We start from the raw sequence: 19852 nt of genomic DNA, 5'->3' as shown, positions 1-19852 counted from the left end.
AGACTACGCTGCCCACTCCCGCCGGCTCCCAAGCCCCCGGGGCCACGCCCTCACCCGAAGATGTTCAGCTCCCCGGCCTCCACCCCGGCCAGCTCGAACGCGGGTGCCCCGTCGACCGACCGCCCCGTGTACAGCCGGATCAGGGTCGGCCCGTCCCCGATGAAGCGCCCCGGGGGCCGCTCCCCGCCGCTCTCGCCCAGCCGCAGCGGCTCGTCCCGGTCGTCGAGGTCGGCGTGCAGCGGCACGCGCCCCCGCTCGCGGGTGATCCGGGCGAGCAGGTCGAGCGCGTCCGGCAGCCCGGCCCCGCCGTACGCCCCCGGCTCGCCGAAGGCCTCGCGCACGTCCCCGGCGTGCACCCACTCCCCCAGGGCGAGCCCGTCCAGCTTCCCGTCGGCCCGGGCGATCACGGCCCCGGCCTCGGTCATCCCGCGCTCCAGCTCGTCGACGACCTGCGCGTTGCTCCAGCCGTCCCGTTCGGCGATGTCCCGGTCGTTCGACTCGGGCGAGAACACGCCCGGCTCGAAGCGGTTCTCCACCACGCGGGTGAGCGCGGCCGAGCAGTGCGCCAGCACCGCCCGCACCGTCCAGCCCGGACACGCGGCGACCGGCAGCGCGAAGTCGTCGTCGGCCCTGCCCCGCAGCAGCGGGATCAGCGCGTCACGCTCGATCGTGAGCAGCCGCCCGGGCTGCTCGGGGTCCCGTACGTCGTGCACATCAGCAGGAGTCGTCATACACCCCACGCTAGGTGCGACGCACCCGTCGGCGGGAGAATGACCCCATGGCCGATCTCGACTCGCTGCGCGCCCGCTTCGTCCGTGCCCTGGAGGCGGCCCGGGGGCCGGCGGGCGGTCCAAACCCGGCGCCGTACGCGGACAACCTGCTCACCCGCTGGCAGGAGCCGCAGCGCCGCTACCACACGGTCACCCACCTCGCGGCGGTCCTGGACCGGGTCGACGTGCTGGAGAAGTACGCGAGGGACCCGGACGTGGTCCGCCTGGCCGCCTGGTTCCACGACGCGGTCTACCTGCCCGACCGCTCCGAGAACGAGGAACGCTCGGCCCGCCTCGCCGAACGGGCCCTTCCGGAAGCCGGCGTCCCGGCCGCGAAGACCGCCGAAGTGGCCCGCCTGGTCCGTCTCACCGTCGGCCACGACCCCGCCGACGACGACCCCGACGGCCAGGTGCTGTGCGACGCCGACCTCGCGATCCTGGCCTCGCCGCCCTCGGCGTACGCCGCCTACACCGCCGCCGTCCGCGAGGAGTACCACTTCGTCCCGAACGACGCCTTCCGCACCGGCCGGGCCGCGGTCCTGCGCCAACTCCTCGCCCTGCCACGCCTGTTCAGGACCCCGCACGGAGCGGCGGAGTGGGAGCCGACGGCCCGCTACAACCTGCGCTCGGAACTGGAGCTGCTGGAGGCCTAGGGGTAGTGCCGCGTACCGCGTCAGCCCCGCGCCGGAAAACCCGTCGCCCTGACCCCGCCCCGCCCGTAGCCTGCCCACCATGTGGACAACGGGTGCGGAGCAGGTGGAGCAGGCCGTCGACGAGTGTGTCGGGCTGCTGGGGACGGTCACCGGGCGGGACTGGGAGGGGGCCCGGGCCGGGCGGCTGGAGTGGAGTTGCCGGGAGGCCGCCGTGCACATCGCCGAGGATCTGATCGCGTACGCGGGGCAGCTCGCGGGCCGGGAGCCCGAGGAGTACTCGCCGTTCGAACTGTCCCTGGAGGAGGGCGCCGACAACGCGGGCGCGCTGCGCGTGATCCGCGCGATGGGGGTGCTGTTGGCCGCCGCGGTCCGGACCACCCCGCGCGAGGTCCGGGCCTTCCACCCGTACCCGTTCCGCAGCGCCAACCGCGAGGGCTTCGCCGCGATGGGCGTGGCCGAGGTGCTGCTGCACACCCACGACATCGCCGAGGGGCTCGGCATCGGGTACGAGCCGGACCCCGCGCTGTGCGACTTCGTGCTCACCCGGCTCTTCCCGCACGTCCAGCCGGGGCCCACGCCGTGGCGGACCCTGCTGTGGGCCACCGGCCGCGGCGAGCTGCCCGGCCGCGCGCCCGTCACCGCGTGGCGCTGGAGCAACAACCTGGTGCTCGACACCGAGCGGCTCACCCTCGAGGGCGTCACCCCGGCGGCGGCGACCGACCTGTCCACGGTCGGCGACGGCGGCTTCGCGTGGCTGGAGGGCGGCCCGATCGAGGGCACGCGGGTGGGTGCCGGGCTGGTGTACAAGCAGTACGAGGACGGCGTGCACCGGCCGGAGTGGGGCATGTACGTGCTGGTCCGCCGCGAGGACGACCGCGCGCTCGGCGCCATGGGCTTCCACGGCGTCCCGGACGGGGCGGGCCGGGTCGAGATCGGGTACGACCTCGTCGAGGCGGCCCGCGGCCACGGCTACGCCACGGAGGCGCTGCGCGCGTTGTCGGCCTGGGCGCTGGACCGGGACGAGGTCCGGACCGTCGTGGCGAACGTCGAGCGGGACAACCTGCCCTCGCAGAACGTCCTGGCGCGGGCCGGGTTCACCCGGGTCGCCGAGGACCCCGAGCACCTGACCTACGAACTGCGCTCATCCGGCGCCCGGTAACACCCCCGGCCCACGCGGAGAACCCGGGCACCTGCCCTACGAGCCGCGCGAATCCCGCGCCTGATGACGCCCCTTCGGCCGCCGCAGCCCCGCCGCGTGCAGCAGTCGTACCACCTCGCGGCTGCTGACCTGCACGGCCCCGGCCGCCACCAGCTCCGCATAGCGCTGCGCCGGGATGTCGTAGTGGTCGCGTTCGAAGGCGCGGCGGGGCACGCCCAGGCGGGCGGCGAAGGTGTGGAGTTCGTCGTAGGAGACGTCGCTGATCAGGTGGGACCACATGCGGCCGTGGCCGGGCCAGGTCGGCGGGTCGATGTAGATCGTCACCGGGGCCTCACGAGGACGCGGCCCCGCCGAGCGCCTCGCCCAGCGATCCCACCGCCGCCACCTTCACGCCCGCCTCGCCGCACACCCAGTGCGGGTCGGGTCCCAACTCCGGTTCCACGTCCAGCGCGTGCGGGTCGCCCGCGCCGCACACCGGGCACAGCGGCCAGCGGCCGTACCGCTCCAGCAGGGCGTCCTGGACGTCCTGGGCGACCAGCCCGGCCACGTACGGCGCGCCCTCCGGCCACTGCTCGACCCACCACCGCCGCTGCGTGACGGACTCCTCGACCAGCGAGACGACGTCCGCCTCGGCGACGCGTCCCGCGACGAGGTCGGCCAGCACGAGGGCGCGCGCGGCGTGCAGGGCCTGCTCCTGGGGGCTGATGGGGTCCATGCCCCCATTGTGCGCACTCTTGACCACAACGCCGAGCCGAAAATATCTTTCAGTGGTGACCCGCAGAGTGAAGGAAATTTTCGCCAGCGAGCGGGGCGGCCCGGCCGGCTCGGCCGGCACCCCGCCCGCCCCCGCCGCCCTCGCGGCCAAGGTCCGCACGCTGGCGCCGTCGATGACGCGTTCCATGCAGCGCGTCGCCGAGGCCGTCGCGGGCGACCCGGCCGGCTGCGCGGCCCTCACGGTCACCGGCCTCGCCGAGCTCACCGGCACCAGCGAGGCGACCGTCGTACGCACCGCCCGCCTGCTCGGCTATCCGGGTTACCGGGACCTGCGCCTCGCCCTGGCCGGCCTCGCCGCCCAGCAGCAGTCCGGCCGGGCCCCGGCCATAACGACGGACATCGCGGTGGACGACCCGATCGCCGACGTGGTCGCCAAGCTCGCCTACGACGAGCAGCAGACCCTCGCCGACACGGCCGCCGGCCTCGACACGGTCCAACTGGGCGCGGCCGTCACGGCACTGGCCACGGCCCGCCGCACCGACGTGTACGGCGTGGGGGCGTCCGGGCTGGTCGCCCAGGACCTCACGCAGAAGCTGCTGCGCATAGGGCTGATAGCGCACGCCCACAGCGATCCGCACCTGGCCGTCACGAACGCGGTGCAGCTGCGGGCGGGCGACGTGGCGATCGCCATCACGCACTCGGGGTCGACGGGCGATGTCATCGAGCCGCTGCGCGTCGCCTTCGAGCGCGGGGCGACGACGGTGGCGATCACCGGCCGCCCGGACGGCCCCGTCACCCAGTACGCCGACCACGTCCTCACCACGTCCACCGCGCGCGAGAGCGAGCTGCGCCCTGCGGCCATGTCGTCCCGGACCGGCCAGCTCCTTGTGGTGGACTGCCTGTTCGTGGGGGTGGCGCAGCGGACGTACGAGTCGGCGGCGCCGGCGCTCTCGGCGTCGTACGAGGCGCTGGCCCACCGGCACCGTTCCTGAGGCAGCCGCCCCGCCCAGCACCGGAAAGACACGGAAAGAGCCGTCCATGACCTCCACCTCCGACCCCCGTGATCTGAGAGCCGAGTTGGAGTCCTTGACCACCGAGGCCTTCCGGCCGGAACTCGCGGACATCGACCGGCTGCCCACCCTCGACATCGCGCGGCTGATGAACGGGGAGGACGCGACCGTGGCCGGGGCCGTCGCGGCGCGGCTGCCGCGGATCGCCGCCGCGATCGACGCCGTGGCGGAGCGGATGGCCCGGGGCGGCCGCCTGGTCTACGCGGGCGCGGGCACGGCGGGCCGGCTGGGCGTCCTGGACGCCTCGGAGTGCCCGCCGACGTTCAACACCGACCCGTCCAGGGTGGTCGGCCTGATCGCGGGCGGCCCGCAGGCCGTGGTCACCTCGGTGGAGGGCGCGGAGGACTCCCCGGAGCTGGCCCGGTCCGACCTGGAGCCCCTCGGCCTGACCCGCGACGACACGGTGGTCGGCATCTCCGCCTCCGGCCGCACGCCCTACGCCATCGGCGCCGTCGAGTACGCCCGCGCCCGCGGCTCCCTCACCGTCGGCCTCGCCTGCAACCCGGGCAGTCCGCTCGCGGCCGCCGCCGACCACGGCATCGAGATCGTCGTCGGGCCCGAACTGCTCACCGGCTCCACCCGTCTGAAGGCCGGTACGGCGCAGAAGCTCGTCCTCAACATGATCTCGACGATCACGATGATCCGCCTGGGCAAGACCTACGGAAATCTGATGGTCGACGTCCGCGCCTCCAACGACAAGCTCCGCGCCCGCTCCCACCGCATCGTCGCCCTCGCCACCGGCGCCGACGACCAGGAGATCGAGCGGGCCCTGTCCGCCACGGACGGCGAGGTGAAGAACGCGATCCTGACGATCCTCGCCGCCGTGGACGGCCCGACGGCGGCCCGCCTGCTGGAACAGTCCGACGGCCATCTGCGAACGGCCCTGTCGGCGGCGACGGACTGACCCCGCGGGTCAGCGGTACCGGGCGACGTACTCGTCGAACGGCTCGATCCCGACGCTCGCGCGCAGCTGGTCCACGCGCTCGGGCTCCGCGCAGGGCCAGGGGATCGGCGAACCGTCCCCCCGCACTCCGGCGATCTGTGTGCCGTAGATCTGCTTCCGCCCCTCGTTGACGAGCGTGCGGTCGCGCAGGAAAGCGAGATCGCGGGCCTCGGCGGCACCCGCCGCCACGGCCTGTTCCAGCAGCCGCAGGGCCCGCCGCTGCACGTCCAGTTGCCGGTCGGCGTGCTGGGCGACCAGCCAGGCGGCCCGGGCGGCATCCTCTCCGACGAGGGCGGCGGTGGGCCAGCCGACCTCGTCCATGATCTCGTTCAGCCGGTCTCCGTGCCGGGCGGTGAGCCGCCGCCACGCCAACTGTTCGGCCGGGTCGTCGCTGTTCGCCGCCCCGCTCGTCGCGGCGCGGTGATCGGCGGCGGCCATGTCCGTGAGCTCCTCGGCGAGGGCCGCGAGGTCCTGGTTCATCGTGAGCTCCCCCTGGAAGACGGGCTAATGGGGCTTGGTGAAGGTCGCCACGTACGTCGGTGAGCCCTCGTTGTAGGGGGTGCCGTGCCAGTCGGAGGCCAGCCGGTCCGGGCGCAGGCCGGCCTTGGTCGCGTAGGACTCGATTTCTTCGGGGGTCGTCAGGCGGCTGAGTTCGGAGGCCATTCTGAGGCTGCCGTTGTTGATCCACAGGTGGGAGGCGCGCCAGAGGGAGGTGGCCTCGTTGATGTTCCACGTGGTGACCAGGCCGCTGCCGGGGGTCGGGTACGGGACGAGCGTCGTGAAGTTCGGAAGGCCCCCGGTCATGGCGAGGATGCCCGGGGGGTTGTGTGTCTCGACGACGAGGTGGCCGCCGGGGGCGACGCGGTCGGCCGCGTGACGCACCGCCTCCCGCTGCGCGTCCGCGTCGACCAGCATCGACAGGGTGCCGCAGACGGCGTACACCAGCGGGTACCGCTGCTCGTCGGCGTAGGTGCGCAGGTCCGCTTCGACGGCGGTCACCCGGGCACCGGTGCGGCTGACGTCGCTCCTGAGCAGGTCGAGCATCTCGGGGGAGACGTCGACGCCGGTGACGTGGGCGATGCGCTGGGCGAGCGGGATCGCGATGCGGCCGGTTCCGACGCCGAGTTCCAGGGCCGTTCCGTCGCTGCCGACGAGCCGGCTCAGCGCGTCCGCCACCTGGTCGGCCGCGGCGTCCTTCGGGAAGAGCTCGTCGTAGAACTCGGCGAACTGCTCGCCGTAGTCCCGGGGCGTGGGGTACGTCATGGCTTACTCACTCGCGTCTTTCGCGTCGATGAACGGAGAGGCAAAGATGTACTCGGGGGGTTCCGAGTCGTCGTAGCCGCTGTACTGGACGAGCAGGAACTGGAATCCGGAGAGCCGGTCCCGCACGGGGTCCTCCTCCCTGATCCGGCGGGCCACGAAGTCGCGCAGCAGGCAGTAGGCCGGTGACTGCTCCGGCTCGTCCAGGCGTTCGGCACTGTCCAGGCTCACGCAGAGATCGAAGATCCCTTTCTCTTCGCGCCGTTTGGGGAACCAGGCGGCATGGCTCCAGGTGCGCGGCGTGATGGACGACGCCTGCTTCCACTCGGACTGCTCACCCGATACGGAGAGCGTGCGATAGAGGACGTGATAGTCGTGGCGGGCCGGAAAGGGAGCGAAGAAGCGCCAGTTCGGGATCAGCAAGCCGATCGGATCCAGAGCCCGGAGACGATCGAACGCGCGGTTCGGGTGCTGACTGAGCAGAGTGACCACCAGCCAGCCGGCGACGGCCACTTCGATCAGGCCCGCCACCGGGTCGGCCTTCTTCCTCACGACGCTCCCTCCGCCGAACGGTGCCCCTCATCGAGACCGCGCATGAACTCCCGTATCTCGTCGGCCACTTGAGAGGCCAGTGACGCGCGCAGCAGCAGTTCGTCGTGCGTGGCCCGCTCGATGACCCGCATGTCTCCCACCGGCGCGGCCGCGACGATCTCGCGGTGGAGTTCGGACGCGGTCTTGTCCGTCACATGGGTCCGATCAGCGGCCACGAGACGGACGGGCACACCGATCTTGGGCAGGCTTCCCGGGTAATCCAGGAATTCCTTCTGGGTCGCCCGCCATTCCCGTTGGGCCGCCGTCCACATCTTTCGATCGCGGTACTGATCGAGGCAGAGACCCTGGAGATCTCCGGGGAGCAGGTCCACCCAGGGCGGTGTGGCCAGCAGTTCTCCGAGACCCAGGCGGGTCGACTGCGGCATCGACGTCAGGTTGAAGGTGATCTGTTTCGCGCCCTTCGCCTGCGCGGGCGAGCGCAGGAGCTCACCGGGATGGCTGGGGTCGACGAGCACCAGACCGCGTACGAGGTCACGCATCGACTCGGCGGAGAGCATCGCCAGATAGCCACCCAGTGAGTGCCCGACGAGAACGACGGGGCGCTGACCGCACACGTGGCGGACGAGGTCCTCCAGGTCGAGTGCCGCGGACCGGAGCGTGAACGGCTCGTCGCCGCGGAACTCACTGCGTCCGTAGCCGGCCCGGCTGTACGTGAGAGTCGGATGGTCCCGGCCGAGGGACCGCTGCACCCAGCACCAGTGTTCCGCCGTCGAGACCATCCCGGTCTCGAACACCAGGACCGGGGCACCGGCCGGTACGGAAGTGGCGGCCTCGGTGAACCGGTAGGCGAGGACGTTGTGCCTCCCGGTCTCGAACAGAACCTCGTCCCCCTGGCCGCGCACGACCCGTCGGTGGCGCATCGCCTGTCGGGCGAGCCCGGTCAGGGCCGCGCCGGCGAGCAGCCCTGCCGCCAGCCGCGGCACCGTGTCGTGGCGCCCGGTCATGAGGCACTCCGGCCCACGACAGCGGACGGCGAGTCGCTACGGGACTGAACCGCGTACAGGACTGCGGGATAGGTGGCCGTGAACGCCCACACGAACCGGCCGAGCCCCATGACGCGAGCGTTGACCAGGTGGAAAGCCCCCATGGAGGCGAGCACGAGCGGGGCCGGCCTGCCCTTGGCCAGAAAGACGACCGGAAAAGCGCACTCCAGGGCCAGGACCGCGTGAGCAGAAAACTTGGCCATCACCGGATGCCGCTGCGCCAATTCGAAGGCGGCGCGGTCACCGTACGATTCGGTGCGCAGCACTCCGGGCAATGCCTCGCCCGAGCGCCATATATGACTGGGCAGTTTGGCATAGCCCGCCATGGCATAAGACATGGTCGACTGGAGAGCCACGTACCACAGGCAAGCGTCCACCAGCCGGGGTTTGTCCGTGATTCTCGCGACTGCGGAGGCGGCCTGGACCTGAAAGCTCAGCTGGTCGGTTCCGTCGGTGCCGTACGGCTGCGTGAGGTAGTTCGCCACGGACGTCAGCGCGAGATAGCCGTTCGCCGCCGCCCGGTAGCGCCGGGGTGTGCCCGGGACCAGCAAGGACGCCGCCGCGATCGCGCGCGTCGCGTGGATGCCGCGGAGGCGGCGCGGGTCGCCGATGGCGTCGAGTGCCCTTCGGACCAGTGCGGGCCGCTTGCTGTGGCTCCGGCGCACTTCCTTCCAGTGGTTCACACCGCCGGCTTCCCGGTCCCGCTCCGAGGTGAGGTTCTCCAGGCTGCTGATGAGGTGGGTCACGGCGCTGACCCGCTCCATGACGGTGAGCGCGCGATCGCGCCCGATGGTGGGCGGGGCCACCACTTTGCCGATCACGGCAGGAACTCTGAACTTCACCTTCTGTACTTCCCCGTCGTCATGAGGCCGCCTTCACAGGACGGGCCGTGCCTGTGGACAGGCACGGCCCGCTTGCCGCCTGCTACCAGATGCCGGCCGCCTTGGTCGCGACGATGGCGCCGGTCAGGGCCACCGGGGTGGCCAGCATCGGAGTCGCGGTGCTGCTCGGCATCTCAGGCCGGTCGGCGTCGAGCCGGATCTCCTCGAGCCGCTCGTCCTCATTCACGATCGATGTGAGAAGGTGCATTTTGATCCTCCCTGAGGTCAGGATCCCAGGAATTGGGCGAGCGAAACCCCCAGAGGAAATTCAATACCGCCGAAATCCCCGTAAAAAGAAGCAGGAGGAAGCTCGGCCGACTTCCTATTCTGGATCCCCGTTTGGTCACGAGGACATTAACTCAGATCACACTGGTATCTCTGTGATCCATTTCACAGGCCGGATCGGAGGCGCCCATTCCGGATCGGTGGATTTCCCTGATCCGCCCTTCCGGCAGGCCAGAAGCGCCATACGGACTTCGCTGGACGTCCGGACCTTGCCCGGGATGGCCAAAATCGTCCGAGCAGGCTGAAAAAATTCGCTTGAAATCGCGACTCGCTCGTGCGGAAGCTCACGACATACACCGCCCCTCCCGATTCAACTGCCGCACCCGGGCCCGCAGCGCCTCCCCCACCGGCAGCGAGCGGAGCACGTCGGTCAGATGCTCGGCCGTCCGCACGTTGCAGCGCCCGAGGTCGACCAGCGCGAACGGCTCCTCACTCGCGGCCGTGACCGGATCGACGCACAGGGACGGCAGCACGACTCCGACTCCCGCGAGGGCTTCCCGCAGCGACTCCACGATCTCTTCGGTCGAGCGCACCTTGTCCTACCTCCACGCTGAGTTTGTGATTCACCACACAGCGTGGTCGCCGTGCGCCTAACCTGGCCATACACGGCGTCCCAACAACCCCAGGTGTACGACAGGGAGTTGCCCATGCCCGGATCCAGGGATCTCGACCCGTCCTCCTCCCCTCGGGCCCTCCTCGGCGCGGAACTCCGCCACGCCCGCGAGAAGGCCGGCCTCAGCCAGGAGGAACTCGGCCAGCGCCTGTTCGTGAGCGGCTCGTTCATCGGCCAACTGGAGGCGGGCACGCGGCGGATGCAGCGGGAGTACGCGCGGCTGCTGGACGAGGCGCTGGGGACGGAGGACTTCTTCCAGCGGAACTGTGCGGCAGCAGCGAAGTCCAAGTACCCGGACCATTTCGCGGAGGCGGTGGAGGCGGAGGCGCAGGCCACGGAGATCCGGCAGTACGCGCCGCTCCTGATCTCCGGGCTGCTGCAGACGCCCGCGTACGCACGGGCCGTATTCCGTGCGTACCGGCCCACGGCACCGGCGGAGGTGATCGAGGAGCTGGTGGCGGCCCGGATGGACCGGACAGCCCTCCTCGACGATCCAACAGGCCCCTTGTTGTGGTCGGTGCTCGACGAAGCCGCCCTGCGGCGACAGACCGGCGGCCGGGAAGTGATGGCGGAGGCGCTGCACCATGTCGCCGGGCTGGTGCGCCGCAACCGGGTCATCGTGCAGGTGCTGCCGTTCGGCGCGGGCGCTCACGCGTCGATGGAGGGCTCCATGAAGCTCATGGACTTCGAGGACGCGCCTCCGCTGCTGTACTTCGAGGGTGTCGGCACGGGACGACTGGAGGACGACCCGGCCACCGTCCGGTACCAGCGGCGCACCTTCCAACTCCTCACCGCATACGCCCTCTCCCCGGCCGACTCCCTGGCCCTCATCGAGGACATCGCGCAGGATTACGGCCATGAGGAGCATCACTGAGGGCACCTGGCGCAAGTCCAGCTACAGCGGCGGCAGCGGCGGCGACTGCCTGGAGATGGCCGACGGCCATGCCGTACTCGTCCCCGTCCGCGACTCCAAGAACCCCCACGGCCCGAAGCTCGTGTTCCGGGCCACCGCCTGGGCCGCGTTCGTCGCGAACCTCAAGGACGAGACGGCCTGAGCTTCGGGACCCGGGCTTCGAGCCCTCTTTTCAAGGAATGGGTGGAGGGCCTCAACCCACCCTCCCACCCCGTGAGTTGACGTGACGCATCCGGCTTGCCACGCACAGTCACATACCTCTAACGTGCCTGCATAAGCAACGGCCCCCGCTCGGTGCGCCAACACCTGCGGGGGCCTACCTACGAGATCGAATGCCGCGATCCCATGGCTAACGCCCACTTTAGTCCTGCCCTCCCGTCCGCGCACCCAATGGCCAACCCCGGCTACGGCAAGCGCTCCACCCCCGGCCAACTCCCGGGCGCACCAGACGACTTCGCGCACCTCCCACCCCGCGAAGCCGCGATCGCCGCCTACCTCGACCGCCTCCCCGACGGCGCCGACATCTCCGTGAAGACACTGGCCAAACAGCTCCCGTACGGCCAGTGCGCCCTGAGCACCGCCCTCAACCGCATCCAGCGGGCAGGGCACCTGCGCCGGGGCCGGGAGTGCGTCACGGCGGACGACGGCAGCTCACGCTGGATCACCCGATCGTGGTGGTCCCGCACGGCCCGGGACGATGACTGGTGGGCGGCCTTCACCCGCGGCGACGTACCGAAGCCACCGCAGCGCCCCACCCGCTCCCGCGCCCACATCCTCCTGGCCGCCCTCGGCCGCACGGCACCCGTGCTGTCGCTCTCCCAGGGCGACTGCGCGGCGCTCGCCCCGCTGGTGACGCAGTGGTTCGAGCGGGGCGCCTCGGAGGACGACGTACTGCGCGCCCTCACGACCGGCCTGCCGACCCCCGTCCACCACCCCGCCGCCCTGGTCCGCAACCGCCTGACCAGCAAGCTCCCGCCCCCACCGGCCCCGCGCCCGCCCCTACGGGTCCTGGAGTGCGCGAACTGCGGCGCGCCGGGACGCCCGGAGTCCCTACCCGGGGGGCGTTGCAGCGCCTGCCGGGGCGAAAGCGCCCCCGCACAACCCCCCGCACCCCTGCCCGCCCCCTCCGTACACGACCACGCGGCCAGGATCCGCGCCGCGATGTCCCTACGCCGCCGGGAGAAGAATCCGCCGACTGAGGACAATGGACAGCATGAACCACGCCCAGCTGACCGCCCTCGGCCGTGCCCTCCGGCTTCTCGGTGAACACGGGGAAGCCCTCACCGCCGACACCCCGGACGCCAAGCTGCACGAGGTGAAGGCCGATCTGCGGCGCGCTCTCGACCTGCTGGAGGAGAGCGTCTCGAACGCCGCGCCCAGCACCCGCTGCCCCGAGCATCCGAACGGCCCGGTCGACGAGGGCGCCCCGGATCTGTGCCTGCTGTGCGAGACCCGGCGCCGGGCCGCCCGCCGAGACGAGTACAACGGCGGCCCCGCCCCGCTCCAGCCGCAGCCCACCGAACCCGTCCAGTCCCGCTACGGCGTGCGCGGCGACCGCCCCCAGCCCCAGCAGCGCTGGCTGCCGGAGCTGTGGAACGGCCAGACGTGGCAGCTGTGCGGCACCCCGCGCCGGGACCGCCGGGAGGCCGAGCTGTACATCGCCGCCCAGCGCCGGGCGCCCCGGGCCGCCATGGCGTACCGGCTGGTGCACGAGTTCACCGACTACGAGGTGCTGCGGGTGTGGGGGACGCCGGTGCGGGTCGACATCGAGCCGATGGGCAACCTCTAGCCCGTCACAGCAGGGGCAGCGGAGCGAAGTCGTACCCCTCCCACAGGCGCCGCGACGCCTCCTCCGGGTACGCCCTGACCTCCGGCTCCGCGTCCAGCACCTGTACGAGCCGCCGCTCGTCGTCGTACGCGGGCCAGCCCGGGTCGCCCGTCCGCGCGAACGACGTCCAGGACAACCGGAAACGGGACGACAGCGCCTCGGCCTCCGCGGGCGGCTCCGCACCCGCGAACAGCAGAGCCCCCAGGTCCGCCCCGAACGTGCCGAACAGCAGCGGGATGTCCAGCCCGTGGCAGGCGCCGAGCGCGCCGCCGTTGCCGGGGGCCGGCCAGGTCAGCTCGTACAGGTACGCGCTGCCGCCGCCCGCGCGCTGCGCCTCGGCCAGGTGCAGCGAGGGCATGTTGAACAGCCAGTCCGTCTGGACGCGTTCGTACAGTTCGCTCGGAGAGGCGTCGGGGAACGCCGCGCGGTAGGCCGCTTCCCCGTCGGGGCCGGGGGCGAACAGGCGCAGGGCCGCGCTCGCCCGCTCGTCGGTGATCTTGCCCAGTTGCCCGGCCATGGCGATGAACAGGCGGTACTCGTCGCGGTTGTGGCCGACGAGCAGGTCGACGTCCTTCGCCGCACCGGCCGCCAGGGCCCGCCACGGGGTGGTCGGCAGGACCTCGCCGTCGACCACCGGGGAGAAGGGCGTGACGGTGGGGGCCGCCTGTCCCCAACGGTCGAGGTACTGCGGCATCTTCGGGCCCAGCGCCTCGCCCGCGGCGGTCAGCCGGCGCGGGTCCACCGACGACAGGTCGGCGACCGTGGGGCGCAGGCCCATCTCGGCGGCGAGCGCCGTACCGATGTCCCGGGCCAGCTCGGCGGAGAAGAACGTCCCCGGCACGCTCTGCGCGATCGCCCGCCGGAACAGTCCGGACGTGCCCGCCATCGCCAGCAGCGAGGCCACGGACCCCGCGCCCGCGGACTCGCCGAAGACGGTGACCTGCTCCGGGTCGCCGCCGAACGCCTCGATGTTGTCCCGCACCCACTCCAGCGCGGCCACCTGGTCGAGCAGGCCGCGGTTGGCGGGCGCCCCCTCGATGTGGGCGAACCCCTCCATGCCGACCCGGTAGTTCAGGGACACGACGACGAGATCGCCGTCGGTGGCGATGTGCCGGGCGTCGTAGCCGGGACTGCCGGCGTGGCCGAGCTTGTAGGCACCGCCGTAGATCCACACCATCACGGGGCGGCGGGCCGCCGGGTCGGGGTCGGGGGTCCAGACGTTGACCGTGAGCCAGTCGTCGCCCTGGGGCACGTCGAACAGGCCCGGGCCGCCCATCAGGCCGAGGTCCTGCGGGGGCGGCGGGCCGAACGCGTGGGTGTCCCGTATGCCGTCCCAGGTGGGGGCGGGGCGCGGGGCCATGAAGCGGGCCTCGCCCACGGGGGGTGCGGCGAAGGGGATGCCGCGGAAGACGGCGAGCCCCTCCTCCCTGCGGCCCCGTACCGCCCCGGCGGTGGTGCGCACCACCGGGGCGGACCGCTCGGCCGGACCGTCCGCCGGCGGGCGGGACTCGGTCGTCGTCATCTGGATCTCCTCACGTGCCGGTGAACAGGCGCTCGGTCAGTGTCCTTGACTGACGCAAGCAGATCCAGAGCCTCGGGTGACGGGGTCAGGTGAGCGACTTCAGCGCGGCCGGGTCGTACGGCGCCAGGTCCGTGAAACGGCCGTCCAGGATCTTCCGGGCCCACTCGGGGTCCTGGAGCAGGGCGCGGCCGACGGCGACCATGTCGAACTCGTCGCGCTCGAAGCGGTCCAGGAGGTTGTCGAGGTCGCCGACCTCGGCGCCGTGGCCCTGGAAGGACTTGAGGAAGTCGCCTCCGTTCAGGCCGACCGAGCCGACGGTGATGGCGGGCTTGCCGGTGAGCTTCTTGGTCCAGCCGGCGAGGTTCAGGTCGGAGTCGTCGAACTCAGGCACCCAGTAGCGGCGCGTGGAGGCGTGGAAGGCGTCGACGCCGGCGGCGGCGAGCGGGGTCAGGATGGACTCCAGCTCCTCCGGGGTCTCGGCGAGGCGGGCGTCGTAGGCGTCCTGCTTCCACTGCGAGTAGCGGAAGATGACGGGGAAGTCGGCCGAGACGCTCTCGCGGACCGCCGCGACGATCTCCGCCGAGAACCTGGCGCGGGCGACCCGGTCGCCGCCGTAGGCGTCGGTGCGGCGGTTGGTGCCCTCCCAGAGGAACTGGTCGAGCAGGTAGCCGTGGGCGCCGTGGAGCTCCACGCCGTCGAAGCCGATGCGCTCGGCGGCGGCAGCGGCCTCGGCGAACGCGCCGATGACGGCGTCGATGTCGGCCTGCGTCATGACCTTGCCGGTGCCCTCGGTGCCGTCCGTGCGCACGCCGGAGGGGCCGACGGCCGGGGCGTCGGCGAAGGGCGGCTCGCCCTGCTTGCGGACCATGCCGATGTGCCACAGCTGCGGCACGATCGTGCCGCCCGCGGCGTGCACCGCCTCGGCGACCTTCGCCCAGCCCGCGAGCTGCTCCTCGCCGTGGAACCGCGGCACCCGGTCGCTCTGCCCGGCCGACTCGTGGCCGACGTAGGTGCCCTCGGTGACGATCAGACCGACTCCGGCGGCGGCGCGGCGCCCGTAGTAGGAGACGACGTCCTCACCGGGCACGCCGCCCGGGGAGAACATGCGCGTCATGGGCGCCATGGCGATCCGGTTGGGGACGGTCAGACCGCCCAGGGTGACGGGCCGGGACAGGATTTCGGCGGCGCGGGAGGCGGCGACGGTCACGTGGGGACTCCTCGGGAGGTACCGGACGGTATGTGCATACGCATAGGGCGCTCATTCCAACAGCCCGGCCCCGCCCATGGCATCCCGCCCCCACTGTGATCCCGGACACGCCCGAGGGCGGCACTCCCTGTCGGAACAGGGAGTGCCGCCCTCGGAAAGGACGTTGACCGACCGGGTCGATCAGAAGTCCATGTCACCGCCCGGCATGCCGCCGCCGGCGGGCGCGGCGGCCTTCTCCGGCTTGTCGGCGATGACGGCCTCGGTGGTGAGGAACAGCGCGGCGATGGAGGCGGCGTTCTGCAGCGCGGAACGGGTCACCTTCGCCGGGTCGATGATGCCCTCGGCGATCATGTCGACGTACTCGCCGGTCGCGGCGTTCAGGCCGTGGCCGACCTGGAGGTTGCGCACCTTCTCCACGACGACGCCGCCCTCGAGACCACCGTTGACGGCGATCTGCTTCAGCGGGGCCTCCAGCGCGAGCTTCACGGCGTTGGCGCCGGTCGCCTCGTCACCGTCGAGCTCCAGCTTCTCGAAGACCTGGGAGGCCTGCAGCAGGGCCACGCCACCACCGGCGACGATGCCCTCCTCGACGGCCGCCTTGGCGTTGCGCACGGCGTCCTCGATGCGGTGCTTGCGCTCCTTGAGCTCCACCTCGGTGGCGGCACCGGCCTTGATGACCGCGACACCGCCGGCGAGCTTCGCCAGGCGCTCCTGCAGCTTCTCGCGGTCGTAGTCCGAGTCGCTGTTCTCGATCTCGGCGCGGATCTGGTTCACGCGACCCTGGACCTGGTCGGCGGAGCCGGCACCGTCGACGATGGTGGTCTCGTCCTTGGTGATGACGACCTTGCGGGCCTTGCCCAGCAGGTCGAGCGTGGCGTTCTCCAGCTTGAGGCCGACCTCCTCGGAGATCACCTCGCCGCCGGTGAGGATGCCGATGTCCTGCAGCATCGCCTTGCGGCGGTCGCCGAAGCCCGGGGCCTTGACGGCGACGGACTTGAAGGTGCCGCGGATCTTGTTGACGACCAGGGTCGACAGGGCCTCGCCCTCGACGTCCTCGGCGATGATCAGCAGCGGCTTGCCCGACTGCATGACCTTCTCCAGGAGCGGGAGCAGGTCCTTGACGTTCGAGATCTTGGAGTTCGCGATCAGGATGTACGGGTCGTCGAGGACGGCCTCCATACGCTCCATGTCGGTCGCGAAGTACGCCGAGATGTAGCCCTTGTCGAAGCGCATGCCCTCGGTGAGCTCCAGCTCCAGACCGAAGGTCTGGGACTCCTCGACGGTGATGACGCCTTCCTTGCCGACCTTGTCCATGGCCTCGGCGATGAGCTCGCCGATCTGGGTGTCGGCGGCGGAGATGGAGGCCGTGGAAGCGATCTGCTCCTTGGTCTCGACGTCCTTCGCCTGCTCCAGCAGGGCGGCGGAGACGGCCTCGACGGCCTTCTCGATACCGCGCTTGAGGGCCATCGGGTTGGCGCCGGCGGCTACGTTGCGCAGGCCTTCCTTGACCAGGGCCTGGGCGAGAACGGTCGCGGTGGTCGTACCGTCACCGGCGACGTCGTCCGTCTTCTTGGCGACTTCCTTGACCAGCTCGGCGCCGATCTTCTCGTACGGGTCCTCGAGCTCGATCTCCTTGGCGATGGAGACACCATCGTTGGTGATCGTGGGCGCGCCCCACTTCTTCTCGAGGACGACGTTGCGGCCCTTGGGGCCGAGCGTCACCTTCACGGCGTCCGCGAGCTGGTTCATGCCGCGCTCGAGGCCGCGCCGCGCCTCCTCGTCGAACGCGATGATCTTGGCCATGTGAAGTGGTCCCTCCAGGACTGGGGGTGATTACTTCGGACCGCGCCCGCGCCCGCGACGGACGGCCCCGACCGGTGGTTCCTTGCCCCACCCGGTCCGTGGCCTCACCGACCCGGTCCTTACGTTGTCACTCTCACCTTCAGAGTGCTAACGCAATGATTAGCACTCGACCCCTGCGAGTGCAAGCGCCTCTCGGGGTTCGGGCGGGGCGCTCAGCCACCCGCGAACACCGTCCGGCAGGGCCTTCGAACAGGCCGAAGGGCCCGCACCCCGGGGGGTACGGGCCCTTCAGAGAAGACCGGTCGCTTGCGGTTGGTCGTGGAACGCGTTCAGCCGGCGACGCGAACCATGTCGGCCTGCGGACCCTTCTGGCCCTGCGAGATCTCGAACTCAACCCGCTGGCCCTCTTCCAGGGTGCGGTAACCGTCCATCTGGATCGCGCTGTAGTGGACGAAAACATCCGCACCACCGTCGACCGCGATGAAGCCGTACCCCTTCTCCGCGTTGAACCACTTGACGGTGCCCTGAGCCATGCCTAACTCCCCTATTACTGGCCCTTGCACAGATCCACACTTCGCGGATCCGGGTCAGACCTCACCCCCCACGGTTGGGGGCGTGCGCCGGAACGCGTCGACCGCGGCTGAATGTATCTGTCCAACTGCCGTCTGCAACAGGTCAATCGGACGAGAATTCTGGACGCACGGCATCCGGAATGTGGGGAGAATTCGTCTGAATTCAGGGCAAGTCGGGCCACACAAAGGGAACAAAAGCCGCGAAAGACACACACACTTTGGCTACATCTTGTCGGGCGTGCGGCAGGAATTCAGGGTTTCCGATCAGGGGATCGGCATCGCGTTCCCCAACTGTACCCCGCTCAACCACACTGAATTGCCCCCTCCGCTTCTCTCACGGAGGGGGCAATTCGATGAACTCTCGGTGACGACCGTTACCGCAAGTAACAATCGGGCCGGTCGACCGGTTCAGCCACCGGCGACGGCGGGGATGATCGACACGCCGGCACCGTCCGGCGTCGCCGTCTCCAGCCCCTGCTCGAACCGCACGTCGTCGTCGTTCACGTACACGTTGACGAACCGGCGCAGCTTGCCCTGGTCGTCCAGCACGCGGGCGGCGATCCCGGTGTGGTTCTTCTCCAGATCGGCGATGACCTCCCCGAGGGTCGCCCCCTCGGCGGCGACCTCGGCCTGCCCACCGGTGTAGGTACGCAGGATGGTGGGGATGCGAACGGTGACGCTCATGACTTCAAAACCTCCGGTTGGGTGACGCACCTGCTTTTAGGGGCGCGGGGAACTGCGCGACCAGCCCCCACCGGCCCGCAGGGAACAACGGTCAGACGAGCCCAGCGTCCCGGAACGACTCCAGGCTCGGGCGAATGGTCGCGGTCAGCCCCGTGCCCGCCACCGCGTCCAGCGTCTTGAGACCGTCCCCGGTGTTCAGCACCACGGTCGTCTTCGACGGGTCGAGCACCCCGTTGTCGATCAGCTTCTTCGTCACGCCCACCGTCACCCCACCGGCGGTCTCCGCGAAGACACCCTCCGTCCGGGCGAGGATCTTGATCGCCTCGACGACCTGCTCGTCGTTCACGTCCTCCACCGCGCCGCCCGTCCGCCGCGCGATATCCAGCACGTACGGCCCGTCCGCCGGGTTGCCGATCGCCAGCGACTTGGCGATCGTGTCCGGCTTCTGCGGCCGCACCACGTCGTGCCCGGCCTTGAACGCCGTCGACACCGGCGAGCAGCCCTCGGCCTGCGCACCGAAGATCTTGTACGGCTTGTCCTCGACGAGCCCGAGCTTGATCAGCTCCTGCAGACCCTTGTCGATCTTCGTGAGCTGGGAGCCGGAGGCGATCGGCACCACGATCTGGTCGGGCAGCCGCCAGCCGAGCTGCTCGCAGATCTCGTACGCCAGCGTCTTGGAGCCCTCGGCGTAGTACGGCCGCAGGTTGACGTTGACGAAGCCCCAGCCCTCGCCGGCCGGGTCGCCGATCAGCTCGGAGCAGAAGCGGTTCACGTCGTCGTAGTTGCCCTCGATGCCGACGAGCTCGCCGCCGTAGACCGCGGCCATGACGACCTTGCCCTGCTCCAGGTCGTGCGGGATGAACACGCAGGAGCGGAAGCCGGCGCGGGCCGCGGCGGCGCCCACGGCGCCGGCGAGGTTGCCGGTGGAGGAGCAGGAGAGCGTGGTGAAGCCGAAGGCGCGGGCGGCCTCCAGGGCCTGCGCGACGACGCGGTCCTTGAAGGAGTGCGTCGGGTTGCCCGAGTCGTCCTTCACGAACAGCTTTCCGGCCTCGACACCCAGCTCACGGGCGAGGTTGTCGGCCTTGATCAGCTTGGTCCAGCCCGGGTTGAGGTTCGGCTTGTCCGCCACGTCGGCCGGGACGGGCAGCAGCGGCGCGTAACGCCAGATGTTCGCGGGACCCGCTTCGATCTTCTTGCGCAGCTCCTCGGCGTCGTACGCGGAGAAGTCGTAGGCGATCTCCAGCGGGCCGAAACACTCCTCGCAGGCGAAGACCGGGCCGAGGGGTACCCGGTGACCGCACTCGCGGCAGCTCAGAGCAGCGGCCGGGCCGAGGTCGACGGTGGAGTTGGTGGTGCTTGCAACAGTCTGCACAGCCATGT

Annotated in this window: 24 protein-coding genes; 8 read left to right on the top strand and 16 right to left on the bottom strand. The window is 70.9% G+C overall.

Annotated elements, in window-relative coordinates; all coding sequences use genetic code 11:
* Window positions 1–50: 50 nt before the first annotated feature.
* Window positions 51–731 carry a maleylpyruvate isomerase family mycothiol-dependent enzyme gene (locus tag ABZ948_RS34270; protein WP_359766249.1) on the bottom strand — a complete coding sequence of 227 codons (681 nt, stop codon included), beginning with the start codon at window positions 729–731 and terminating at the stop codon, window positions 51–53.
* A 47-nt stretch (window positions 732–778) separates the two neighbouring features.
* On the opposite strand from ABZ948_RS34270, the gene ABZ948_RS34265 reads away from it, so the two are divergent.
* On the top strand, window positions 779–1423 hold the full coding sequence (locus ABZ948_RS34265; protein ID WP_359766247.1) for an HD domain-containing protein: 645 nt from the start codon (window positions 779–781) through the stop codon (window positions 1421–1423).
* Between the two features lie 103 nt (window positions 1424–1526).
* Window positions 1527–2582: a GNAT family N-acetyltransferase gene (locus ABZ948_RS34260; RefSeq protein ID WP_359766265.1), complete on the top strand. Its 1056-nt coding sequence runs from the start codon at window positions 1527–1529 to the stop codon at window positions 2580–2582.
* A 36-nt stretch (window positions 2583–2618) separates the two neighbouring features.
* Here the strand turns inward: ABZ948_RS34260 and ABZ948_RS34255 are convergent, their stop codons facing one another.
* Both ABZ948_RS34255 and ABZ948_RS34250 read right to left on the bottom strand, forming a co-directional pair.
* Complete coding sequence (locus ABZ948_RS34255) at window positions 2619–2906, bottom strand: DUF4031 domain-containing protein (RefSeq protein WP_359766245.1); 288 nt, start codon at window positions 2904–2906, stop codon at window positions 2619–2621.
* A 7-nt stretch (window positions 2907–2913) separates the two neighbouring features.
* Window positions 2914–3297 (bottom strand): DUF8819 family protein, encoded by a 384-nt coding sequence (locus tag ABZ948_RS34250; RefSeq protein WP_359766243.1) that lies wholly within the window; start codon window positions 3295–3297, stop codon window positions 2914–2916.
* A gap of 55 nt (window positions 3298–3352) precedes the next feature.
* On the opposite strand from ABZ948_RS34250, the gene ABZ948_RS34245 reads away from it, so the two are divergent.
* Together ABZ948_RS34245 and murQ are read left to right on the top strand one after the other, a co-directional pair.
* Window positions 3353–4288, top strand: coding sequence for a MurR/RpiR family transcriptional regulator (locus ABZ948_RS34245; RefSeq protein WP_359766241.1), 936 nt, complete (start codon window positions 3353–3355; stop codon window positions 4286–4288).
* 46 nt (window positions 4289–4334) lie between these two features.
* Window positions 4335–5270: an N-acetylmuramic acid 6-phosphate etherase gene (gene murQ, locus ABZ948_RS34240; RefSeq protein WP_359766239.1), complete on the top strand. Its 936-nt coding sequence runs from the start codon at window positions 4335–4337 to the stop codon at window positions 5268–5270.
* A 9-nt stretch (window positions 5271–5279) separates the two neighbouring features.
* Here the strand turns inward: murQ and ABZ948_RS34235 are convergent, their stop codons facing one another.
* From ABZ948_RS34235 to ABZ948_RS34205, 7 genes are all read right to left on the bottom strand, one after another.
* A complete protein-coding gene (locus ABZ948_RS34235) occupies window positions 5280–5789 on the bottom strand; it encodes a DUF6624 domain-containing protein (RefSeq protein ID WP_359766237.1) in 510 nt (169 codons plus the stop codon).
* Between the two features lie 24 nt (window positions 5790–5813).
* Window positions 5814–6572 carry a class I SAM-dependent methyltransferase gene (locus ABZ948_RS34230; protein WP_359766235.1) on the bottom strand — a complete coding sequence of 253 codons (759 nt, stop codon included), beginning with the start codon at window positions 6570–6572 and terminating at the stop codon, window positions 5814–5816.
* Window positions 6573–6575: 3 nt separating this feature from the next.
* Window positions 6576–7121, bottom strand: coding sequence for a hypothetical protein (locus tag ABZ948_RS34225; RefSeq protein ID WP_359766233.1), 546 nt, complete (start codon window positions 7119–7121; stop codon window positions 6576–6578).
* Window positions 7118–8125, bottom strand: a complete 1008-nt coding sequence (locus ABZ948_RS34220) for an alpha/beta fold hydrolase (RefSeq protein WP_359766231.1) — start codon at window positions 8123–8125, stop codon at window positions 7118–7120. Before ABZ948_RS34220 ends, ABZ948_RS34225 begins: the two co-directional genes overlap by 4 nt.
* Window positions 8122–8985: an HTTM domain-containing protein gene (locus ABZ948_RS34215; protein WP_359766229.1), complete on the bottom strand. Its 864-nt coding sequence runs from the start codon at window positions 8983–8985 to the stop codon at window positions 8122–8124. Before ABZ948_RS34215 ends, ABZ948_RS34220 begins: the two co-directional genes overlap by 4 nt.
* Before the next feature lie 103 nt (window positions 8986–9088).
* The gene (locus ABZ948_RS34210; RefSeq protein ID WP_359766227.1) at window positions 9089–9253 is read right to left on the bottom strand and encodes a hypothetical protein; all 165 of its coding nucleotides are present in this window, start codon (window positions 9251–9253) and stop codon (window positions 9089–9091) included.
* Window positions 9254–9614: 361 nt separating this feature from the next.
* Window positions 9615–9863: a hypothetical protein gene (locus ABZ948_RS34205; RefSeq protein ID WP_359766225.1), complete on the bottom strand. Its 249-nt coding sequence runs from the start codon at window positions 9861–9863 to the stop codon at window positions 9615–9617.
* Between the two features lie 114 nt (window positions 9864–9977).
* On the opposite strand from ABZ948_RS34205, the gene ABZ948_RS34200 reads away from it, so the two are divergent.
* The 4 genes from ABZ948_RS34200 (at window position 9978) to ABZ948_RS34185 (ending at window position 12645) form a co-directional block, all read left to right on the top strand.
* Complete coding sequence (locus ABZ948_RS34200) at window positions 9978–10817, top strand: helix-turn-helix domain-containing protein (protein ID WP_359766223.1); 840 nt, start codon at window positions 9978–9980, stop codon at window positions 10815–10817.
* The gene (locus ABZ948_RS34195; RefSeq protein WP_359766222.1) at window positions 10801–10998 is read left to right on the top strand and encodes a DUF397 domain-containing protein; all 198 of its coding nucleotides are present in this window, start codon (window positions 10801–10803) and stop codon (window positions 10996–10998) included. The genes ABZ948_RS34200 and ABZ948_RS34195 overlap by 17 nt, the downstream gene beginning before the upstream one ends.
* Before the next feature lie 248 nt (window positions 10999–11246).
* On the top strand, window positions 11247–12122 hold the full coding sequence (locus tag ABZ948_RS34190) for a hypothetical protein (protein ID WP_359766220.1): 876 nt from the start codon (window positions 11247–11249) through the stop codon (window positions 12120–12122).
* Entirely contained in the window at window positions 12070–12645 is a 576-nt protein-coding gene (locus tag ABZ948_RS34185) for a hypothetical protein (RefSeq protein WP_359766218.1), read from the top strand. Before ABZ948_RS34190 ends, ABZ948_RS34185 begins: the two co-directional genes overlap by 53 nt.
* A gap of 4 nt (window positions 12646–12649) precedes the next feature.
* On the opposite strand, the gene ABZ948_RS34180 is transcribed toward ABZ948_RS34185, so the two are convergent.
* From ABZ948_RS34180 to thrC, 6 genes are all read right to left on the bottom strand, one after another.
* Window positions 12650–14206, bottom strand: coding sequence for a carboxylesterase/lipase family protein (locus tag ABZ948_RS34180; RefSeq protein WP_359766217.1), 1557 nt, complete (start codon window positions 14204–14206; stop codon window positions 12650–12652).
* Window positions 14207–14291: 85 nt separating this feature from the next.
* Complete coding sequence (locus ABZ948_RS34175) at window positions 14292–15413, bottom strand: NADH:flavin oxidoreductase (protein ID WP_359766215.1); 1122 nt, start codon at window positions 15411–15413, stop codon at window positions 14292–14294.
* A 180-nt stretch (window positions 15414–15593) separates the two neighbouring features.
* A complete protein-coding gene (gene groL / locus ABZ948_RS34170) occupies window positions 15594–17216 on the bottom strand; it encodes a chaperonin GroEL (protein WP_033312255.1) in 1623 nt (540 codons plus the stop codon).
* A 329-nt stretch (window positions 17217–17545) separates the two neighbouring features.
* Window positions 17546–17749 carry a cold-shock protein gene (locus tag ABZ948_RS34165; protein ID WP_003986833.1) on the bottom strand — a complete coding sequence of 68 codons (204 nt, stop codon included), beginning with the start codon at window positions 17747–17749 and terminating at the stop codon, window positions 17546–17548.
* 447 nt (window positions 17750–18196) lie between these two features.
* Window positions 18197–18472 (bottom strand): ubiquitin-like small modifier protein 1, encoded by a 276-nt coding sequence (locus ABZ948_RS34160; protein ID WP_010035955.1) that lies wholly within the window; start codon window positions 18470–18472, stop codon window positions 18197–18199.
* A 91-nt stretch (window positions 18473–18563) separates the two neighbouring features.
* Window positions 18564–19850: a threonine synthase gene (thrC, locus tag ABZ948_RS34155; RefSeq protein ID WP_359766212.1), complete on the bottom strand. Its 1287-nt coding sequence runs from the start codon at window positions 19848–19850 to the stop codon at window positions 18564–18566.
* Window positions 19851–19852 lie beyond the last annotated feature (2 nt).

Origin of the sequence: Streptomyces olindensis (assembly GCF_040645895.1) — a bacterium.
GTDB classification, from domain to species: Bacteria; Actinomycetota; Actinomycetes; order Streptomycetales; family Streptomycetaceae; genus Streptomyces; species Streptomyces olindensis.
The sequence above is the reverse complement of the archived record's forward strand: the minus strand, read 5'-3'. Positions and strand labels throughout refer to the sequence as shown.

Bases quoted from the DNA above. Each gene is read 5' to 3' on its own strand.
- ABZ948_RS34220 (WP_359766231.1), bottom strand. From the start codon at position 8,125: ATGACCGGGCGCCACGACACGGTGCCGCGGCTGGCGGCAGGGCTGCTC.
- ABZ948_RS34165 (WP_003986833.1), bottom strand. From the start codon at position 17,749: ATGGCTCAGGGCACCGTCAAGTGGTTCAACGCGGAGAAGGGGTACGGC.
- ABZ948_RS34270 (WP_359766249.1), bottom strand. From the start codon at position 731: ATGACGACTCCTGCTGATGTGCACGACGTACGGGACCCCGAGCAGCCC.
- ABZ948_RS34265 (WP_359766247.1), top strand. From the start codon at position 779: ATGGCCGATCTCGACTCGCTGCGCGCCCGCTTCGTCCGTGCCCTGGAG.
- groL (WP_033312255.1), bottom strand. From the start codon at position 17,216: ATGGCCAAGATCATCGCGTTCGACGAGGAGGCGCGGCGCGGCCTCGAG.
- ABZ948_RS34210 (WP_359766227.1), bottom strand. From the start codon at position 9,253: ATGCACCTTCTCACATCGATCGTGAATGAGGACGAGCGGCTCGAGGAG.
- ABZ948_RS34195 (WP_359766222.1), top strand. From the start codon at position 10,801: ATGAGGAGCATCACTGAGGGCACCTGGCGCAAGTCCAGCTACAGCGGC.
- ABZ948_RS34160 (WP_010035955.1), bottom strand. From the start codon at position 18,472: ATGAGCGTCACCGTTCGCATCCCCACCATCCTGCGTACCTACACCGGT.
- ABZ948_RS34250 (WP_359766243.1), bottom strand. From the start codon at position 3,297: ATGGACCCCATCAGCCCCCAGGAGCAGGCCCTGCACGCCGCGCGCGCC.
- murQ (WP_359766239.1), top strand. From the start codon at position 4,335: ATGACCTCCACCTCCGACCCCCGTGATCTGAGAGCCGAGTTGGAGTCC.
- thrC (WP_359766212.1), bottom strand. From the start codon at position 19,850: ATGGCTGTGCAGACTGTTGCAAGCACCACCAACTCCACCGTCGACCTC.
- ABZ948_RS34190 (WP_359766220.1), top strand. From the start codon at position 11,247: ATGGCCAACCCCGGCTACGGCAAGCGCTCCACCCCCGGCCAACTCCCG.
- ABZ948_RS34200 (WP_359766223.1), top strand. From the start codon at position 9,978: ATGCCCGGATCCAGGGATCTCGACCCGTCCTCCTCCCCTCGGGCCCTC.
- ABZ948_RS34185 (WP_359766218.1), top strand. From the start codon at position 12,070: ATGAACCACGCCCAGCTGACCGCCCTCGGCCGTGCCCTCCGGCTTCTC.
- ABZ948_RS34230 (WP_359766235.1), bottom strand. From the start codon at position 6,572: ATGACGTACCCCACGCCCCGGGACTACGGCGAGCAGTTCGCCGAGTTC.
- ABZ948_RS34180 (WP_359766217.1), bottom strand. From the start codon at position 14,206: ATGACGACGACCGAGTCCCGCCCGCCGGCGGACGGTCCGGCCGAGCGG.
- ABZ948_RS34235 (WP_359766237.1), bottom strand. From the start codon at position 5,789: ATGAACCAGGACCTCGCGGCCCTCGCCGAGGAGCTCACGGACATGGCC.